This window comes from Enterobacter cloacae complex sp. I1M (assembly GCF_014982425.1).
GTDB classification, from domain to species: Bacteria; Pseudomonadota; Gammaproteobacteria; order Enterobacterales; family Enterobacteriaceae; genus Enterobacter; species Enterobacter intestinihominis.
Map to the genome: position 1 here is coordinate 70,880 of NZ_JADCLG010000013.1, position 18,334 is coordinate 89,213.

An 18,334-nucleotide genomic window follows, 5' to 3' on the forward strand; every position below is an offset into this window, starting at 1 on the left:
AACGGCTCGAACGTAGGCCGGGTAAGCGCAGCGCCACCCGGCATAACCTCAATACATCAACTTCACCTGCTGCGCTTTCGCGTATGCCACCAGCTCGTCATCCGGGCGGCAATCACTGACGATGGCGTCAAAGCGCGACAGTTCTCCCATCCTTGCCGGACGGACCTTGCCAAATTTACTGTGATCAACCACCAGCACATGCTGCTGCGCGGCGTTGAGCGCCCACTGTTTCACCGGTAACTCTTCAAGATTAAAACAGGTTGCCCCCTGTTTCACATTCACGCCCGCCGCAGAGTAAAAGGCGATATCAGGGCATACATTGCTCAGCGTGTCCTGAATATTCAGCGGCTTGAAGATGGCGTTGCTGGCATGAAACTCGCCGCCACACAAAATCACCCGGCATGCTGGTTTCTCCTGCAAAGCCAGGAAGGTATTTAGCGAATAACAGACGGCGGTAAAGGGAACGGTGCTGTCGATGGCCTCGATGATCCACGGGGTTGTCGTACCGCAGTCAAAAAACAGCGTTTGATGCGGCTGCACCAGCGAGGCGGCGAGCCGCGCGGCTTTGCGCTTCTCTTCCACCAGGCGTGTTTTTTGATCGCTTAACAGATAATGGCTGGCGCTACGCGGCTCCAGAACAATATACCCGCCAAGCAGCACAACGGGGGCGCTGTCGCTGTTCAGATCGCGACGAATGGTCATTTCAGACACGCCAAGCAGGGAAGCGGCTTCCTTAAGATGCAGCTTATCGCTGCGCTTCAGCGCCTGAAGCAGCTGAGCAATGCGGTCATCGCGACGTGTTTCCATAGATCCTCGGGCTAAAAAAGTGAGCCCCCGCAGGGCGGGGGCTCAAGTGTAACCTGACGGACCGGGGTTAGTCACGTATCCAGCCTTTGCGGATCGGAAGAGCAAACAGAACGCGATAGGCCTGTGATAATGCACGATAAAGCGCCGGGCCAAAGAGGCTCCACAGGATGGCTGCGCTGACGCAGCCCATCAGCCCCACCAGGAAACCGCCGACCATATCCAGCGGCCAGTGCACCCCCAGGTAGACGCGGGACCAGGCGATGGCGACTGCCACGCCCATCAGCACTACGCCGGACCACAGGCGATGCCAGAACAGGAAGGCCAGCGCAAAGGTGAAGATCACCGTGCCGTGATCGCTCGGGAACGAGTCATCCGGCGCATGGTGCAGGAAGTTGTAGCCGATGCGATCGACAAACGGACGATCGTGCGGGAAGGCGTGACCCAGCACGTAGCTTGCCAGCACGCTCACGCCAATTGCCATTGCCATTTTGATCACCAGATGGCGCTGGGCGGTGACCTGTGTACGAGGTCCCCATAACCAGAGGATCACCGCCAGCGCCGGTACAATGCTAATCAGATCTTTCGCAATGAAGGTGGCGAGATCGATCATCCATTCCGGTGACGACGGTGTGGCGTTGAGCAGGTAAAACAGTTCGTAGTTCAGATTTTCTAACATAATCTCGTTACTCTTTAGCAAACCGGGCGGAAACCAGCCCGTAAACCAGCACCTGGGAAAACCAGACCCACCACCCGGCCCACAGGTTGTGAGAGAAAAAATGCGCGCCGCGCATGACCTGCCCGAAGCCCATCACCAGCCCCATAACAACGCCTGACGCGACAAAGGACCATGCCAGGCGCGGACGTTCACGCCAGAAGGCAAAAAACAGCCCCATCACCATAAACCCGCTGGAGGCGTGGCCGCCGGGAAAGCAGCGTCCCGGTCCGCTGTCTGCCGGAACGGCGCTGAACAGGGGATACGAAACGGACCTGCCGCCATATTCCACCAGATCCCACGGACAGCTGTGGTGGCTCATGCTTTTCAGCACCCCTACTACCAGCGCACCCAGCCCCATCAGAAGCGCGGCCGTTACCAGTCGGGCATTGCGTTTGTAAGCGCCGTAAATCAGCGATGCGGCAGCGATAACAATGGTCACATATTTCGCCAGCCGATGGTTCAGCAGATCCAGCAACGGGTTTTGCTGTAGCGGAAAATGATGCGCCGCTGCGTCATACCAGAAACCGGTTATCCATCGGTCAAGCGATTCATCGCGCGAAAGCCAGGTAAAAAGCACCGCAAGGGCAATAAGCACGAAAAGTTGATAACCATAAAAGCGGGCAGGCAAACGGTAAAGACGTTTTGTCTTATTTGTCGGTAACTTAGATAATTCTGAAGGGCTGACGGCGTGTGTCATAGTTTCGGTCAATAACGTGAAATAGCACTATCATAGGGAGGGCAACTTAAGGAAACCTTAAACAACAACGATAAGTGCGTTATTTCTGTTTTTTCACGTTAATTTGCTATCTCAGACAGCGGCAATTCATTACACTCATCGCGATTTTTTCATACTAAAGAGATTGCATGATAAACCGTTCTTCTTCCGGTAATCGTCTGGGTCGTCAGGCGTTACTTTTTCCTCTGTGTCTGGTGCTTTACGAATTCTCTACCTACATCGGCAACGACATGATCCAGCCCGGCATGCTGGCTGTGGTTGAGCAGTACAACGCAGGTATTGAGTGGGTGCCGACATCCATGACCGCCTATCTGGCGGGCGGCATGTTTTTACAGTGGCTGTTAGGGCCGCTGTCGGATCGTATTGGCCGCCGTCCGGTGATGCTGACGGGCGTAGTGTGGTTTATCGTCACCTGTCTCGCCACGCTGCTGGCGCAGAGTATTGAGCAGTTCACGCTGCTGCGTTTCCTTCAGGGCGTGAGCCTGTGCTTTATTGGCGCCGTGGGCTATGCCGCTATTCAGGAGTCGTTTGAGGAGGCGGTGTGTATCAAAATTACCGCGCTGATGGCAAACGTGGCGCTGATTGCACCGCTTCTTGGGCCGCTGGTGGGAGCCGCATGGGTTCACGTCGCGCCGTGGGAGGGGATGTTCGTCCTCTTTGCCGCGCTTGCGGCTATCTCTTTCTTTGGCCTGCACCGTGCGATGCCGGAAACCGCCACCCGCCTGGGCGAAAAGCTCTCGCTTAAAGAGCTGGGGCGGGATTATAAGGCGGTGCTGAAAAACGGTCGTTTTGTCGCGGGCGCGCTGGCGACGGGCTTTGTCAGCCTGCCACTGCTGGCGTGGATTGCCCAGTCGCCGGTCATTATCATCAGCGGCGAACAGCTTAGCAGCTATGAGTATGGCCTGTTACAGGTGCCGATTTTTGGCGCGCTGATTATCGGTAACCTGGTGCTGGCGCGTCTGACGTCACGCCGTACCGTGCGTTCGCTGATTATTTTGGGCGGCTGGCCCATAGCGGCAGGGCTGATTATCGCGGCGGTGGCGACCGTAGCCTCGTCTCATGCGTACCTGTGGATGACGGCGGGGCTGAGTGTTTACGCGTTTGGTATCGGCGTGGCGAATGCTGGCCTGGTGCGCCTGACGCTGTTCGCCAGTGAAATGAGTAAAGGCACGGTGTCTGCCGCGATGGGGATGCTGCAAATGCTGATTTTCACCGTCGGTATTGAGGTGAGCAAGCATGCTTATGCGTTTGGCGGAAACGGGCTCTTCAGCCTGTTCAATCTCGCAAACGGTGTGCTGTGGGTAGGGCTGATGGTGGTGTTCCTGAAGGACAAACGCGTCGGAAGCGCACTGCAACCGTAATCCTTATTCCCTCTCCCTGCTGGGCGAGCTCGGGACAGTTCCCTCTCCCTGTGGGCTGAGGGATCCCCAGTAATTTGAAAGCAAAAGCGATAACGTTGCCTCAGAATAACTGAGGGCTTTCAGCGATGCCTCGGTCCGGCTGTAAATCGCTGAGGCGTTTCCTGTAGGCCGGGGCGAGGCGCAGGGATGCGCCGAGAGGGCGGGCTTTACAGGGATGTTACCTCCGCCCGTCCCCGATAAGCCGGAAGGAATAAGCCGAAGGCACCGCGAAGCGGCGATTTTCCGCCGGAAGCCCGGGTCGCCAGGGTGGTGGCGACTGAGCCACCCTGGCACGTTCACCGGTCATGTCGTGACAGAGTAGCAAGGAACATAAAGTGAACGGAATGACCACCAGAGCCGTATGTTCCCCCTCACCCCAGCCCTCTCCCTCAAGGGAGAGGGGGCCATCTGTGCAGGCATTATTTTGTGGGGAACCCTCAGCCCTGTGGGAGAGGGTTAGGGTGAGGGCACCAGACCGCACGGAATCAATTAAACGGCGCCTTCCCCTCCAGCACCATATCAATCACGTCCAGCACCCCTTCGTCATTATTGTTCGGCGCTTCATAGCGGGCCACAGCCTTTATATGCGGTCTGGCGTTGGCCATCGCGAAGCCAAACCCAGTCTGGCGCAGCATCTCCACGTCGTTACCGCTGTCGCCAAAGGCCACCACTTCACTGTCCTCAATGCCCCAGCGCGCTTGCAGGATCCGCAGGCCGTTAGCTTTGTGCACGCCAGGGATTATCAGGTCGATACTGCCGTGACCCGTGGTCACCGGCACCATGATGTCGCCAAGCTTCTCATGCAGCAGCGCCTGAATGCGCGGTATTTCGTCGTCAGAGACGTTAAGCCCGAACTTGAAGAAAATATCGTTGAGGTTGTCAAAGCTGCTGACGCTTTCAAGGCGGTGATAGTATTTCGCCGCAATCTCTTTGAAGAGGTCGTTATACGTTTTCAGCGTGTAGGCGCTGTTTTTTCCGCAGGCAATTATCTCAATGCCGGGCACGTCGTTTAACAGGGTGGCGACGGTCAGAAAATGCTCTTTCGACAGTTCGCCGTTAAACACGTCTTCGCCCGCATCCACCACCCAGCCGCCGTTTTCGGCGACGAAGGCGATTTCATGGGCGATCTCGGGGAAAAATGAGATCAACTGGTAGTACTGGTTTCCGCTGGCGACCACAAAACGGATGCCTTGCGCTTTCATGCGCGCGTACTGCGCCAGAAAACGCGCGCGATTATAGGTTTTCGCATCGCTCAGGAAGGAGCCATCCATGTCGACTGCAATCAGTTTAACGCTCATATCCCTTCTCCATTGTCGTTTGTTCTGCTTCCGGTTTTGCCACCGCACGCGCCACCAGGGCGGCAATAATCACTAACCCTAACACCACCAGCATGGCGCTGCGCAACCCGTAGTGCTCACCGAGGAATCCAAGCAACGGTGGCCCCACCAGGAAGGCAAGGTAGCCCGTGGTCGCCACAACGCTCACGCGCGTCGGCGCATCGGGGCCGGTATCGCTGGCAGCGGAAATGGTCAGCGGGAAGCCAAGGGAGGCGCCCAGCCCCCACAGGATCACCGACACACCGGCAATCCAGTCCACATCCACAAAGATGATCATCGCGATGCCCAGCCCACCCAGCAGGGCGCTGGCACGGACGACCGCCACGCGGCTGTAGCGGTCGATAAACCAGCCGCCGGTAAAGCGTCCGACGGTCATGCCGAGCGTAAATCCGGCGTAGATCAGCGAGCCGGAGGTGGGGCTAAATCCGTGCCCGTCCACCATCAGTAACGGTAGCCAGTCGTTGGCGGAGCCTTCAGCAAATGCCATCGCCAGCACCACCACGCCAATCAGCATTAGCTGGAAATCACGATAGAAGGGCAACCCTTTTGCCGCAGACTTCTGTTCGTCCGAGGCGTGTTGTCCTGTGCCTGCGGGAATAGCCCTGATGCCGGTGAGGATCGGGATAATACAGACCAGCGCCGCCAGCAAAATGTGCACATTGGCCGCAATGCCCAGCGCCGTCAGCGCCATCCCCACGCCCGCGCCCGCCAGCGTGCCGAGACTGTAAAAGCCATGCATCATGGGCAGCACCGTTTTGTTCATCGCCTGTTCGACGGCGGCTCCCTCGACGTTAATGGCCACTTCAGCCGCACCAAAGCTGCCGCCAAATACCATCAGCCCAAGGGCAAACATCAGCGGCGAGGCGAACCACAGCGCCACGCTCAAAGCGAACATTCCCACCACGGCGCAGCACATGGTGGTACGGATCACCGCGCGCGTGCCAAAGCGCTTCACCAGCCAGGCCGAGCAGAGGATGCCGCTCATCGAGCCAATCGACAGGCCAAACAGCACGATCCCCATCTCCGCCGTCGAGACGGATAGCGTATCGCGGATTGCCGGGGTGCGCGTTGCCCAGGAAGCCATCAGCAGCCCGGGGATGAAGAAGAACATAAACAGCGCCCACATGCGCAGATGCAGGGCTTTGCGAGGAGAAGTTAGCGTCATTGGGATCAGCACCAGAAGTACAACAATAGCGACAACACTAGCAACTTTGTGTACATTTGTACATAAACCGGATGAGGATTTTATGAGCAGACCACCAAACGACCCTAACCGCCGCGAGAAGATACTCCAGGCGACGCTGGACACCATTGCTGAGCACGGTATTCATGCCGTCACGCACCGCAAAATTGCCACCTGCGCAGGCGTACCGCTGGGGTCGATGACCTACTATTTCGACGGGATGGAGTCGCTTCTGGAGGAGGCGTTCACGTGGTTTACGCAGCAGATGTCTCAGCAGTACCGGGATTTCTTCGCGGGGGTGACCGGGCGGGAGAGGGCGTGCGAGGCCATTACCACGCTGATCCACAGTTCAGCCGTGACCACGCCACACAATATGGCGCTGATGTATCAGCTGTACGCTTTTATGCACCGCAGCGCCGCGCTGAAAACGGTGATGCAGGACTGGATGAAGATGAGCCAGACTACGCTTAAGCAGTGGTTTGATCCAGCCACCGCCCGTGCGCTGGATGCGTTTATCGAGGGGATGACGCTGCATTTTGTAACCGACCGGTCGCCGTTAACCCGGGAGGAGATCCGGGCGATAGTGGGACGGATTGCAGGCGAGGATACCGTCTGATAGCGCTCGCCCCGGCCACGCCTGATGTCAGGAGATTTTTTTCCCGCTGGCGTCAACGACGACTTCGCCATCTTCCTTCGTAAATGCCCTTTTTTGCGCGTCCGGAAGGATGTCGAGAACGACTTCAGAAGGGCGGCACAGACGTGTACCCAGCGGCGTCACCACAATCGGACGGTTAATCAGAATGGGGTATAGCAGCATGAAATCAATAAGCTGGTCATCGGTGAAATTTCCCCCGGCAAGGCCCAGTTGCTCATAAGGCTCGACGTTTTTGCGCAGCAGATCGCATACGGAAATCCCCATGTCTGCAATCAGCCTGGTCAATTCATCACGCGACGGTGGGTTCTCAAGATAGAGAATAATTTCGGGTTCCGTACCGCTGTTGCGGATCATCTCCAGCGTATTGCGCGACGTGCCGCAGGCCGGGTTGTGGTAGATAGTGATGTTGCTCATATCCGTTACTCATTACAGTGTGAAGGAGAGACGTAGCGCCAGCGCGGCGAGCGTCACAAACAGAACTGGCAGCGTCATTATGATGCCCGTCCTGAAATAGTAGCCCCAGGTAATGGTCATGTTTTTCTGTGCCAGCACATGAAGCCATAGCAGGGTAGCCAGGCTACCGATGGGGGTGATTTTCGGCCCCAGATCGCAGCCAATCACGTTAGCGTAAATCATCGCCTCCTTAATCAAGCCTGTTGCCGCACTACCCTCAATGGAGAGCGCGCCGATCAATACCGTTGGCATATTGTTCATTATGGATGACAGAAAGGCGGTGATAAATCCGGTTCCCAGCGTAGTGGCCCAGAGTCCGTGTCCGGCTAAGCGATCAAGAACGCCTGAAAGAGACTCCGTCAGCCCGGCATTACGCAGGCCATACACCACCAGATACATCCCCAGCGAAAAGATAACGATCTGCCAGGGTGCGCCGCGCAGCACTTTCCCGGTGTTAATGGCGTGCCCGCGTTTCGCAACGGCAAACAAAATCAGCGCGCCAGTTGTTGCGATAGCGCTGACCGGGATACCCAGAGGTTCAAGCACAAAGAAACCGACGAGCAGTAGCAGCAGCACGATCCAGCCCGTTCTGAACGTCGGCAGGTCATGAATGGCCCGTGCGGGCTCGCGGAGTTTTGCCAGGTCATATTCCGGCGGTATTTCCTTGCGGAAGAACAGATGCAGCATTACCAGCGTCGCGGCAATTGCGGCGATATCAACCGGGATCATCACCGAGGCGTATTCGCTAAAGCCCAGCTTAAAGAAGTCCGCTGAGACGATGTTGACCAGGTTGGAGACAATCAGCGGCAGGCTGGCGGTATCGGCGATAAATCCCGCCGCCATCACGAACGCCAGCGTGGCCTGCTTGCTGAACCCCAGCGCCAGCAGCATGGCGATAACGATAGGCGTCAGGATCAATGCCGCACCGTCATTGGCGAACAGCGCCGCCACGGCCGCACCCAGCAGCACGATCCAGGTAAACAGCAACCGCCCGCGACCGTTTCCCCAGCGAGCAACGTGCAGCGCCGCCCACTCGAAAAAACCGGACTCATCCAGCAGCAAACTGATAACGATTACCGCGATAAACGTGGCGGTCGCATTCCAGACGATGTTCCAGACCACCGGAATATCGTTAACGTGGATCACACCGCTCGCCAGCGCCAGCGCGGCGCCAATGGTGGCACTCCAGCCGATACTGAGCCCTTTGGGCTGCCAGATAACCAGTACCAGCGTAAACAGAAAAATAGCCCCTGCCAGAAACATCTTTTACTCCGTTATATCTGTTTTTGTGAATGTGTTGTGGTCAGCACGAGCCCGGGAGGCGGTTTTTCAGCTTCATACGTGTCTCTTCTCGCAGGCAGTTCCAGCTGGTGTCGATAACGGTTGCCGCCCACGCGGGCATGTTGGGAGAGAGACGGTAGTAGATCCACTTACCCTCGCGACGGTCGATGGCCAGCCCGGCCTCGCGCAGTAAGGCCATGTGGCGGGAGACTTTCGGCTGCGGCTCGTTGGTAGCGGAGCAGAGATCGCAGACGCACAGCTCGCCCGCTTCACGCAGAAGCATGACGATGGAGAGGCGCGTTTCGTCGGAGAGGGTTTTGAAGAGCTGGAGCGGGTGGAGCATTCTGTCATCCTGAATGTTTTGTGTCATATGCATTAAATCATATGTGATTGTAGTAAAGGAGAGAAGAAGGAGATAGCAGGAAGGATAAAAAAGCGACTGGAGGACTCGCTAAGGTCAAAATAGTCTTTATGGCTTGTCCGGACTACTCCTGATAGTCATGGGAAAGAAACCGCCCCAGGGGGACGGTTTCTTTATATCTGCTCACTTTCAACGCTCTTCTGTGCTCAGGCGCAGCAGCGATCGTTCCAGGTGTCACGGTAAATGATATTCCCCTCCGTGTACTTCCATGAGATTGCTTCGTAACGCAATTCGAGCGTTTCAAGATGGGTGCTGCTCATCCCGTTAGGGGTCATGAAGGGCGCCACTGTCGTGAACTTAACGTTTTCCATCACGATATTGAAATATTCGGCCTCGATCCCGGACTCCAGAATGCGGTACATCTTAATGATCCCCTTCTTCATAACTCTCCCTTCGCACACGGCGCGGTAAAGAAGCGGGGTAGTCTGATCAAATTCTTTAACTATCGTAATAGGGCGATGGACGCGCGTGCCGGTGAGTTTACCCCAGCTTGGATCAACCGGAATGGTTACACCGTGGGAGAACGATTTTAGCTCTATGGAACCAAGACGCGTGGGCATCATGCAGCTACCGATAATCGGCGAACCGTTCTCGTCTTCTAGCCATAGGTGTGCGGGTGTAGACATGTAATTTCCTTATTAGTAAGCGTAACGCATTGATGTTCCTCAATGCCATATCCAGTAAGCCAGTCCCAGTGTTACCAGGTAAAACAGGAGGATGAATCCCTGGCTAACCTCAGGGAAGTAAACGTCAAGGACATAGCCAAAAATGAACGTGAGGATGATCGGGACATAGGTCCAGAAGAAAAACTGAGCCTGAGATTTGAACCAGCGTCTTAAAAAGCCCATCAGTGTCTACCCATTAGCTTCAGGATCGTGTCAGCAGCATCATAAGGGCTTTGACTGTCAGTCCATTGCTGGGTTAGCACGCCCGCGCGCATAAAAGCAGGCTCCACCAGGAAATACATCATCTCCAGTTCTCGCAGGTATAACGCTTGATAGTAGGCGGGATGCATCACTTGCAGGCGATGAGCGCTGTCAGCAGCTTTTTGCACAACCCCGTATACCCCCAGCCCTCCAATAGCCGCGCCCGTTAATCCTGAAACGACCTTTAACCCTGAAGGTGGAAGGGTCACATAGAGGCAAACAGTCGATGCGACGCCTGCAGAGAATGAATACGAGGTTAGCGTGCTGGTGGATATATAAACGTTAGCGCGCATTAGAGCATGCTGTATCGCTGATAATTCTGCCGGGGAATAATCCTTAACCAGCTCCTCTACGTACGTGTTGATTAGGTCAAAGACGATGTTCCAGCGAGAAACGAGATGGAATATGCCCTTTCGGAATCGAGCGTCCTCCAGGTTTTGTCGGGTGCATACATCGTAATATTCATCTGTAAAGCAGGAGGTGTAGTACAGCAGGCGTTGGGCACCGGCACCTATATTATTCAGGTGGCTCTTTACCTCTTCACCTACATCACGTACCGCCCGGTCCAGCTTCATTGCCAGTATCTTTTGGCTCTGAAGCTGGCGGATGATCTCTTCAGAATGGTACATGCTTACTGACCTCGCACTTCAGCTCAATTGAGCGATTTTTTGCTGCATCCCCTAAGACCGGCATTGCTATTACTGAACTTGAAAACTGCATTCCTGTCCCCTCCATAGTGTTTCTATCCGCTCCAGCGTATATCTGTAACTAATATGGAAGTTCAAAGCAGTTCATGTTTATGAAAAGCAGGGTATTTTTAGGATAATGACTTGATGTTTTTTAACCAATATGCGATTTATCGGCGAGCTTTTAGTGCGAATAGATAAGTTCAACATTGAGTGACTCGTTCCAAAATCCAACAGAAATATCATCACATACAGACTTTGCCACGCGCAACTAGTAGCGCTCTGGCGTGTTCCAGCCTTTCAGGCAGTTAGCGCCACCCTTAAAGCAGATCGAGCCCCCAGCAGGGCGCTGGCGCGTCACAGCATGGCCAAAAAATCTTTCGCAGACCAAAATCGCACTACACCGCACCCGCCTGCGGTTTTTGGATCATAAAATTTTTTCAGTTTTATTTTTCTCCAAATCAGACCGCCATACCGCGCCAGTGCTGGCGGCTCAACAGAAACCCAGAACTGAAAAGATTGAAAAGAATTTCAGTGTTTTTCATTTTTCTGGATTTATATCTTTGCCCCTGCCTTGGCTAATAATCTGATTTATATGATTTTTTCTGTTTTTTTGCGTGAGTGTAAATGACTGATAAAGTAATCATGTGTTATGATCTTTTGCGATGAAATCAAGGATGACGTGGCCTTCAGATTGATACCAATTTACAATTGACTGAAATTCTTGAAATGCGCACATTTTGAATGTGCTTGTTTATTGAATAATGGTGGCATAATGAAAATCAAAGATGGATTATTGGTTTTAATAATTACTGCATGTTCATACTTATATACATACGTATATTTTTTAGGATATTTCAGAGCAAAAAACATTCCTGAGCAGTTTATTGATATCCAGTTGATTTCAATGATAAAGGTTGGTGTTTTTTTGTTAGGGGTCTTAGGGTTAATGTCATTTTTTATTGACATGTTGACTTCGATAGGTGAGCGTGAAATAAATGAAGGCCAGACTGATGCTGTGACACTGAGTGAACCATGGAGGCTTTTCTTTAAACGAAATAGTCTAATTATCATTACAATGCTTTTGGCTATAATGGATTTTTTTCATGATCCGACAATATCAAAACTATCATTTATTGTGTTTGTATTTTGTTTTGTTTTTCTGGCTGAGTTTTCTGTTGTGCCAAAGAATGTAAATACAAAATGGTATATGCGGAGGTTTAATATTTATTTGAAATCACCTAGAGTTACTGGATCAATAAAAGCTGCTCATAAGTTTAATGTATTAACACAATTTGTATATTTAACTTGGGGCATGTCGGCATTGTTATTGATGTATTTTATTGGTGTGACCGTGGCTAATGGTGAAAAGGATACCCTCATGTGTAATGGGAAATATCATGCTTTACAAATAAACTCAGATGCAGTGCTTGTCACACGAGATTATCGGGAATTTAAGTTTATAGAGAAAACTGAATGTAGTTTTACGAATTTAAAATGAAAGTTTATACTCTCAACAGGGGAGCTGTAATTGGAATTATGTTAGTAATGTTGAAGGCTTCGCATGGAAGCCACGTCATAACAATCTGCAACGAGTTTCACTTTAACAATTGTGGATATCCCCATACCTAATTGAAATTAATTCAACTCAACAAATTTGTAGCTATCGAATGCCATACCAAGTTCAATAAATTTGCATCGTGAATTTATCTCTTTATTCATATCAGCGATTGCGCCTCTTATCTTGGCTTTATTCTCTTTACCAGCTCTTACTCCGGCAAAAACCTTAGTAATTTGAAATCTGGAAAATTCATGGATACCCTCACGGTTACTTAATGCTCTTACTTCCTGTTCATAAGCCCATTGTTTGCTTTTAGATAGTGCAATATTCAACCCGTTCATATTACCGTCTTTGTCATATAAGGCAGGTCGCATGTCGGTATAATTAACATCGAAAGGAACTATTATTATTGGATTTTCAGTTTTTGAAATTCGTGCAATCATTTCGGATGTATATTCAAACTCAATTGCAAAGCCTTGATGTTCGTCGGCATAATGTGCCCACATAGGAGCGGATAAATGGTCTAAACTAAAACATGTGACTGTTAAGTTATTTGACACTAAACGATGAGTTATTCCACCTACGCCTGTTTGACTCATTAAATTAAAATTTCTTTGCAATAATTTATTAGATGCCTTTTGTTCGAGTTTATAGATGCTTTTAAGTCTTTTAAAAAGTTTTTGTTTGCCTTGGGATGGAAAATATGGGTAGCAGTCAAAAGGATCGTTGAATTTTTCTGGTCTTGAATACCATAATGTACCGTTACTCAGGGTTTTTAAGCAATTTTCCATATTAAGATATTTATAGAATTTCCTATTGACTGGTCGTGTCAGGGAATGGTTGATGCCAACATTTAACATTAGATATCTCCTCTATTAAATATTCAAAGATGCTGTGAAACTGTGCATCCTAAATGCAATTTCGGTGATAATGATTGATTGCAAGTTTTTTTGATGTCAATATCATTATTCTTTTGAATTTTTGAATCCAGATGTGTCGCTTTGTTCTTCGATACTCTCTATATGAGAAACTTTAATTGCATTTGAGGCCTTGATAATTTCAAGAGCATCCTCAGTTGAAACACCTTTTAAATCAATGATTCTTCGATCTGAGCAAATTTCTATTTTAATGCTATTTTTTCTCTGTAACATTTCAAGTGCCTTCAGTACTAATGGTGCATAGGTTTTACCACGTTCATATAGTACGCTAAGAAATTCTTTTACGGTTGATGGCTTGGCGGAGAAACAACGTACCACTCCAGCATGCAAACCCACTTCATCAAAACCATCTATGAATTTTTGCCTTAGGTCTTCTGGAACGTAAAGTTCGATAGAATCGTACCTGGCTTTTCTATCTGATGCCATAGCTGTAGCCTTACATAGTTAATGAGCTTTCTCTGTCGCCACTTTGCCGCCATTGGCATGAAATGGAGTGAGTAAGTCAGTGATTTGGAAGGGATAAAATAGCAGGCAACAAAAAACCCATCAACCTTGAACCAAAAATGGCGGGGTTGATGGGCTCCACAAATTGGGGACATCAAAGAAAAGCAGTGGCACTAGTTATGACTGCATCCTGCGTAAAAAGTTCTGCGCGTAACGAAAATTTTTTCAGCCACACGCAATCTTGAGATTTATCCGAGTCCTGGCCAGATAATGATGATCAGCGTACCTGCCAGCGTCAGCAGCACGTTTGCGATGGCGTAGGTGCCTGCATAGCCCAGCGCCGGGATGTTGCTGCGCGCGGTGTCGCTGATGATCTCCATTGCCGGTGCGCAGGTGCGCGCGCCCATCATCGCGCCGAAGAGCAGGGCGCGGTTCATGCGGAGCACGTAGGCGCCGAACAGGAAGCAGATGACTACCGGTACCAGGCTGACGATAAGTCCGGAAACCAACATTTGCCAGCCGACCGCACCCAGGCCATTGCCAATGCCGCTCCCGGCGCTTAAGCCGACACCCGCCATAAAGACCATCAGACCGAACTCTTTCACCATGTTCAGCGCTCCCTGAGGGATGTAGCCGAAGGTGGGATGGTTCGCTCGCAGGAAGCCCAGCATGATCCCGGCGAACAGCAGACCGGCAGCGTTACCGATGCCGAAGCTAAAGTTACTGAACTGGAAGGTGATCATCCCGATCATCAGGCCAACAATGAAGAAGGCGCAGAAGGCTAACAGGTCCGTCACCTGACTGTGAATCGAGATAAAGCCGATACGGTCGGCAACGGTTTTAACACGTCGGGCATCGCCGCTGACCTGCAACACATCGCCTTTATTAAGCACCACGTTATCGTCAATAGGCATTTCAATCTGGCTGCGGATCACGCGATTGAGGAAACAGCCGTGGTCGGTCAGCTTCAGCTGCGCCAGACGGCGGCCCACGGCGTTGTGGTTCTTCACCACAATCTCTTCGGTGACGATACGCATGTCCAGCAGGTCGCGGTCAAACACCTCTTTCCCGTTGCGGAAACTCGGATCGAGACGCGCGTGGGCGTCCGGGTAGCCAACAAGAGCGATGTCATCGCCCATCTGGAGTACCGCGTCACCGTCCGGGTTTGCCAGAATGCCGTTACGACGGATACGTTCGATGTAGCAGCCGGTCTGACGGTAGATCCCCAGCTCGCGCAGGTTTTTCCCGTCGGTCCAGGCAACCAGCTCTGGCCCGACGCGGTAGGCGCGGATCACCGGCAGGTAAACTTTACGTTTGGAGTCCGTATCCAGACCACGCTCTCGGGCAATGGTTTGGGCGCTGGTCTGGAGATCCTGATGCTGAAGTTTTGGCAGATAGCGCGCGCCAACAATCAGGCTCACCAGACCAATCAGATAGGTCAGGGCATAGCCCAGGCTCAGGTTATCCAGCGCGGCGGAAAGCTGCGTGCCTGCCATGCCAGAATGACGAAGCGTATCCCCCGCGCCAACAAGCACCGGCGTGGAGGTCATCGAGCCTGCCAGCATGCCGGCCGTTAAGCCGATGTCCCAGCCAAACAGTTTGCCCAGCCCTAACGCAATCAGCAGGGCGCTGCCGACCATCACCAGCGCCAGCATCAGATAATTTTTGCCGTCTCGGAAGAAAATGGAAAAAAAGTTCGGACCGGCTTCCACGCCAACGCAGAAAATAAACAGCATGAAACCTAAGTTAAGCGCGTCCGTGTTAATACTGAAATGTTGCTGACCTAATAACAGGGAGACGACTAAAACGCCAATGGAATTACCAAGTTGAACTGAACCCAGGCGCAATTTACCCAGACAAAGGCCCAGTGCCAGTACCACAAATAATAACAGGATGTAATTCCCATTTAACAAGTCTGCGACGTTTATATTCACGGAGGCTAACTTCTTGTTTACCAGTAAGTTGTTGAATGAAAGGACTATTTGGGCTACTGTTTTCAGAGTCAGGGAATCACTTTGCACCTCCCTGCTTCCTGATAAATACCCTAAACACTAGCAGGCGGTTAGTTTAATCGTAATAGCTACCGACAGCCACCTATTATCGCACGACTTGTGTGCGTGCTTTGGCAAGGATTGCCGCAATGCTTTATCTGACTGGGCGTCCACCGGACGATTTTTGTATTTGATAGAGATAAGTCAGGAGGATAGTTTGAACTTTAAACGAAACTGGGTTGGCGTAATCAGCTGCTTTTTGCTGTTTACGGTCGTTTGCATGTCGCTTGCTTTTAATGTGAAGGGCGCCTTCAGAGCGTCCGGTCATCCCGAGCTGGGCCTGTTGTTCTTTATCCTGCCGGGGATAGTGGCCAGTTTTCTCTCGCGCAAAGGCGAGGTGGTAATGCCGCTGCTGGGGGCCATCCTTGCGGCGCCCCTCTGCCTGCTTCTGATGCGCGTGCTGTTTCTCTCGTCGAGAAGCGTCTGGCAGGAAGTGGCGTGGCTACTGAGTGGCGTTTTCTGGTGTGCGCTGGGCGCGCTCTGTTTCTTATTTATGCGCAGCCTGCTGCAACAGCGGAAGCATCATAAATAAAAACGCCCTCAGGGTGAGGGCGTCTTAGCATTACTGAGCGGCAAACAGGCCCAGGTGCTCTTTGGCGTACGCTTCGAAATCGGTGCAGCCGCCGATGTGTTTCTGATCGAGGAAGATTTGCGGCACGGTTTCAACCGGTTTACCCACGGTTTTTTCCAGATCGGCTTTGCTGATGCCTTCCGCGTGGATATCCACGTAACGGAAGTTGAAATCATCACGTTCTTCAGTCAGTTTCTCAGCCAGCTCTTTCGCGCGCACACAGTAAGGGCATCCTGGACGACCAAAAATTACTGCAAACATTTCTCTCTCCTCAAAAAACAAGCCTGACGGCGAATAATCCCTATAGTGCACGATAACCTGCCGTCATGGAAAGAAGGTTTCACCTGTCACTTTGATACAGTCAGGCTATGTTTCGCCAATTACATCAGGTGGATCATTGCCTATACTGGCTGCCATACGTTTTACGCAATACAAAGAGAGACAAAATGACGCCAACCATTGACCTGCTTCGTTCCCACCGTTCCATTCGCCATTTCACCGATGAGCCGATCACCCAGGCACAGCGGGACGCGATCATCGACAGCGCAAGAGGCACCTCCAGCTCCAGCTTTTTGCAGTGCAGCTCCATTATCCGCATCACCGATCCGGCGATGCGTGAGCAGCTGGTAACGCTGACGGGCGGCCAAAAGCACGTTGCCCAGGCGGCTGAGTTCTGGGTGTTCTGCGCCGATTTTAACCGTCACCTGCAAATCTGTCCTGAGGCGGAGCTGGGGCTGGCGGAACAGCTGCTGCTGGGCGTGGTGGATACGGCATTGATGGCGCAAAACGCGTTCACGGCGGCGGAATCGCTGGGGCTTGGCGGCGTCTATATCGGCGGGCTGCGTAATAACATCGAAAGCGTGACGCAACTGCTGAAGCTGCCGAAACACGTGTTGCCGCTGTTTGGTCTGTGCCTCGGCTGGCCGGCGGATAACCCGGATCTGAAGCCGCGTATTCCTGCTGCGATGCTGGTGCATGAAAACCACTACCAGCCGGTCGATCAGGACGTTCTGCATCAATACGATGAAGAGCTGGCGAACTACTATCTGACGCGCGACAGCAACAACCGCCGCGATACCTGGAGCGACCATATTCGTCGCACCATCATTAAAGAAAACCGCCCGTTCATTCTTGATTACCTGCACAAACAGGGCTGGGCAACGCGATAGTCCCTTCCTCCTGCGCCTCGTGTATGATAGGCAGGCTTTTCCCATGTCTTTAGAGAGGTGCAGGGTGAAAATTGCCATATTGTCCCGGGATGGAACGCTCTATTCATGTAAACGCCTGCGAGAAGCGGCGGCGAAACGCGGACATCAGGTTGAGATCCTCGATCCGATGTCCTGCTATATGAACATCGACCCTGCGGCGTCGTCGATTCATTACAAAGGCCGCAAACTCCCGCATTTTGATGCGGTAATTCCCCGCATTGGCTCCCAGATCACCTATTACGGCACGGCCGCGCTGCGCCAGTTTGAAATGCTGGGAAGCTATCCGCTCAACGAGTCCGTGGCGATCTCACGCGCCCGCGATAAGCTGCGCTCGCTGCAGCTGCTGGCGCGCCAGGGGATCGATCTGCCCGTCACCGGGATTGCTCACTCCCCGGACGACACCAGCGATTTAATCGACATGGTGGGTGGTGCGCCGTTGGTCATTAAGCTGGTGGAAGGCACGCAGGGTATTGGGGTGGTACTGGCGGAGACGCGTCAGGCGGCGGAAAGCGTGATTGACGCCTTTCGCGGTCTGAATGCCCATATTCTGGTGCAGGAGTATATTAAAGAGGCCAAAGGGTGCGACATCCGCTGCTTTGTGGTGGGCGATGAAGTGGTGGCCGCCATAGAGCGGCAGGCGAAAGAGGGCGACTTCCGCTCTAACCTGCACCGCGGCGGTATCGCGCGGGTGGCCCTTATCAGCGAGCGCGAGCGCGAGATTGCGGTGAAAGCGGCGCAGACGCTGGGCCTGGACGTGGCGGGGGTCGATCTGCTGCGTGCCGACCGCGGGCCGCTGGTGATGGAAGTTAACGCCTCGCCGGGGCTGGAAGGGGTGGAAAAAACCACAGGCGTCGATATTGCAGGTAAAATGATCGCATGGATTGAACGCCATGCGACGCCGGGATTTTGCCTGAAAACGGGCGGTTAAATGGATCGGCGCGCACTTTTTGCGTAAGCTGGA

The 18,334-nt window shown here is 52.6% G+C and carries 20 protein-coding genes; 6 read left to right on the forward strand and 14 right to left on the reverse strand.

Features of this window, described 5'->3' with window-relative positions; genetic code table 11:
- Positions 1-48: 48 nt before the first annotated feature.
- From deoR to INF86_RS08205, 3 genes are all read right to left on the reverse strand, one after another.
- Complete coding sequence (deoR, locus tag INF86_RS08195; RefSeq protein ID WP_022647554.1) at positions 49-807, reverse strand: DNA-binding transcriptional repressor DeoR; 759 nt, start codon at positions 805-807, stop codon at positions 49-51.
- Positions 808-874: 67 nt separating this feature from the next.
- The gene (gene ybjG, locus INF86_RS08200; RefSeq protein ID WP_063150551.1) at positions 875-1,483 is read right to left on the reverse strand and encodes an undecaprenyl-diphosphate phosphatase; all 609 of its coding nucleotides are present in this window, start codon (positions 1,481-1,483) and stop codon (positions 875-877) included.
- A gap of 7 nt (positions 1,484-1,490) precedes the next feature.
- A complete protein-coding gene (locus tag INF86_RS08205) occupies positions 1,491-2,219 on the reverse strand; it encodes a phosphatase PAP2 family protein (RefSeq protein ID WP_058646150.1) in 729 nt (242 codons plus the stop codon).
- 167 nt (positions 2,220-2,386) lie between these two features.
- Here INF86_RS08205 and INF86_RS08210 point away from each other — a divergent pair, with 167 nt between their 5' ends.
- Positions 2,387-3,619, forward strand: coding sequence for an MFS transporter (locus INF86_RS08210; RefSeq protein WP_022647557.1), 1,233 nt, complete (start codon positions 2,387-2,389; stop codon positions 3,617-3,619).
- A 524-nt stretch (positions 3,620-4,143) separates the two neighbouring features.
- On the opposite strand, the gene INF86_RS08215 is transcribed toward INF86_RS08210, so the two are convergent.
- Both INF86_RS08215 and INF86_RS08220 read right to left on the reverse strand, forming a co-directional pair.
- Positions 4,144-4,956 carry a Cof-type HAD-IIB family hydrolase gene (locus INF86_RS08215; protein WP_193543414.1) on the reverse strand — a complete coding sequence of 271 codons (813 nt, stop codon included), beginning with the start codon at positions 4,954-4,956 and terminating at the stop codon, positions 4,144-4,146.
- Positions 4,946-6,160: an MFS transporter gene (locus INF86_RS08220; protein ID WP_023299676.1), complete on the reverse strand. Its 1,215-nt coding sequence runs from the start codon at positions 6,158-6,160 to the stop codon at positions 4,946-4,948. The genes INF86_RS08215 and INF86_RS08220 overlap by 11 nt, the downstream gene beginning before the upstream one ends.
- An 82-nt stretch (positions 6,161-6,242) precedes the next feature.
- On the opposite strand from INF86_RS08220, the gene INF86_RS08225 reads away from it, so the two are divergent.
- The gene (locus INF86_RS08225) at positions 6,243-6,794 is read left to right on the forward strand and encodes a TetR/AcrR family transcriptional regulator (protein WP_023305764.1); all 552 of its coding nucleotides are present in this window, start codon (positions 6,243-6,245) and stop codon (positions 6,792-6,794) included.
- A gap of 27 nt (positions 6,795-6,821) precedes the next feature.
- On the opposite strand, the gene arsC is transcribed toward INF86_RS08225, so the two are convergent.
- The 5 genes from arsC to INF86_RS08250 form a co-directional block, all read right to left on the reverse strand.
- Complete coding sequence (arsC, locus tag INF86_RS08230; protein ID WP_193543415.1) at positions 6,822-7,247, reverse strand: glutaredoxin-dependent arsenate reductase; 426 nt, start codon at positions 7,245-7,247, stop codon at positions 6,822-6,824.
- 12 nt (positions 7,248-7,259) lie between these two features.
- Positions 7,260-8,549 (reverse strand): arsenic transporter, encoded by a 1,290-nt coding sequence (locus INF86_RS08235; RefSeq protein WP_023299679.1) that lies wholly within the window; start codon positions 8,547-8,549, stop codon positions 7,260-7,262.
- 40 nt (positions 8,550-8,589) lie between these two features.
- Complete coding sequence (locus tag INF86_RS08240) at positions 8,590-8,910, reverse strand: metalloregulator ArsR/SmtB family transcription factor (protein WP_023305767.1); 321 nt, start codon at positions 8,908-8,910, stop codon at positions 8,590-8,592.
- A 224-nt stretch (positions 8,911-9,134) separates the two neighbouring features.
- The gene (locus INF86_RS08245) at positions 9,135-9,614 is read right to left on the reverse strand and encodes a type VI secretion system tube protein TssD (RefSeq protein ID WP_023305768.1); all 480 of its coding nucleotides are present in this window, start codon (positions 9,612-9,614) and stop codon (positions 9,135-9,137) included.
- Positions 9,615-9,835: 221 nt separating this feature from the next.
- Complete coding sequence (locus INF86_RS08250; RefSeq protein WP_161177800.1) at positions 9,836-10,543, reverse strand: hypothetical protein; 708 nt, start codon at positions 10,541-10,543, stop codon at positions 9,836-9,838.
- Between the two features lie 832 nt (positions 10,544-11,375).
- Between INF86_RS08250 and INF86_RS08255 the strand changes: the two genes are divergently transcribed.
- Entirely contained in the window at positions 11,376-12,101 is a 726-nt protein-coding gene (locus INF86_RS08255; RefSeq protein WP_023305770.1) for a hypothetical protein, read from the forward strand.
- A 137-nt stretch (positions 12,102-12,238) separates the two neighbouring features.
- On the opposite strand, the gene INF86_RS08260 is transcribed toward INF86_RS08255, so the two are convergent.
- The 3 genes from INF86_RS08260 to INF86_RS08270 form a co-directional block, all read right to left on the reverse strand.
- Positions 12,239-13,021 (reverse strand): DUF2971 domain-containing protein, encoded by a 783-nt coding sequence (locus INF86_RS08260; RefSeq protein WP_032676351.1) that lies wholly within the window; start codon positions 13,019-13,021, stop codon positions 12,239-12,241.
- A 105-nt stretch (positions 13,022-13,126) separates the two neighbouring features.
- Positions 13,127-13,525, reverse strand: coding sequence for a hypothetical protein (locus tag INF86_RS08265; RefSeq protein WP_032670998.1), 399 nt, complete (start codon positions 13,523-13,525; stop codon positions 13,127-13,129).
- Positions 13,526-13,791: 266 nt separating this feature from the next.
- A complete protein-coding gene (locus INF86_RS08270; RefSeq protein ID WP_001024855.1) occupies positions 13,792-15,477 on the reverse strand; it encodes an aspartate:alanine antiporter in 1,686 nt (561 codons plus the stop codon).
- A 274-nt stretch (positions 15,478-15,751) separates the two neighbouring features.
- Here INF86_RS08270 and INF86_RS08275 point away from each other — a divergent pair, with 274 nt between their 5' ends.
- On the forward strand, positions 15,752-16,126 hold the full coding sequence (locus INF86_RS08275; protein WP_193543416.1) for an inner membrane protein YbjM: 375 nt from the start codon (positions 15,752-15,754) through the stop codon (positions 16,124-16,126).
- Between the two features lie 30 nt (positions 16,127-16,156).
- Here INF86_RS08275 and INF86_RS08280 read toward each other — a convergent pair whose 3' ends face one another.
- Entirely contained in the window at positions 16,157-16,426 is a 270-nt protein-coding gene (locus INF86_RS08280; protein WP_014169305.1) for a GrxA family glutaredoxin, read from the reverse strand.
- Between the two features lie 185 nt (positions 16,427-16,611).
- On the opposite strand from INF86_RS08280, the gene nfsA reads away from it, so the two are divergent.
- Both nfsA and rimK read left to right on the forward strand, forming a co-directional pair.
- The gene (nfsA, locus tag INF86_RS08285; protein WP_023299683.1) at positions 16,612-17,334 is read left to right on the forward strand and encodes a nitroreductase NfsA; all 723 of its coding nucleotides are present in this window, start codon (positions 16,612-16,614) and stop codon (positions 17,332-17,334) included.
- Between the two features lie 64 nt (positions 17,335-17,398).
- Positions 17,399-18,301 carry a 30S ribosomal protein S6--L-glutamate ligase gene (gene rimK / locus INF86_RS08290; protein ID WP_032621711.1) on the forward strand — a complete coding sequence of 301 codons (903 nt, stop codon included), beginning with the start codon at positions 17,399-17,401 and terminating at the stop codon, positions 18,299-18,301.
- Positions 18,302-18,334: the final 33 nt, after the last annotated feature.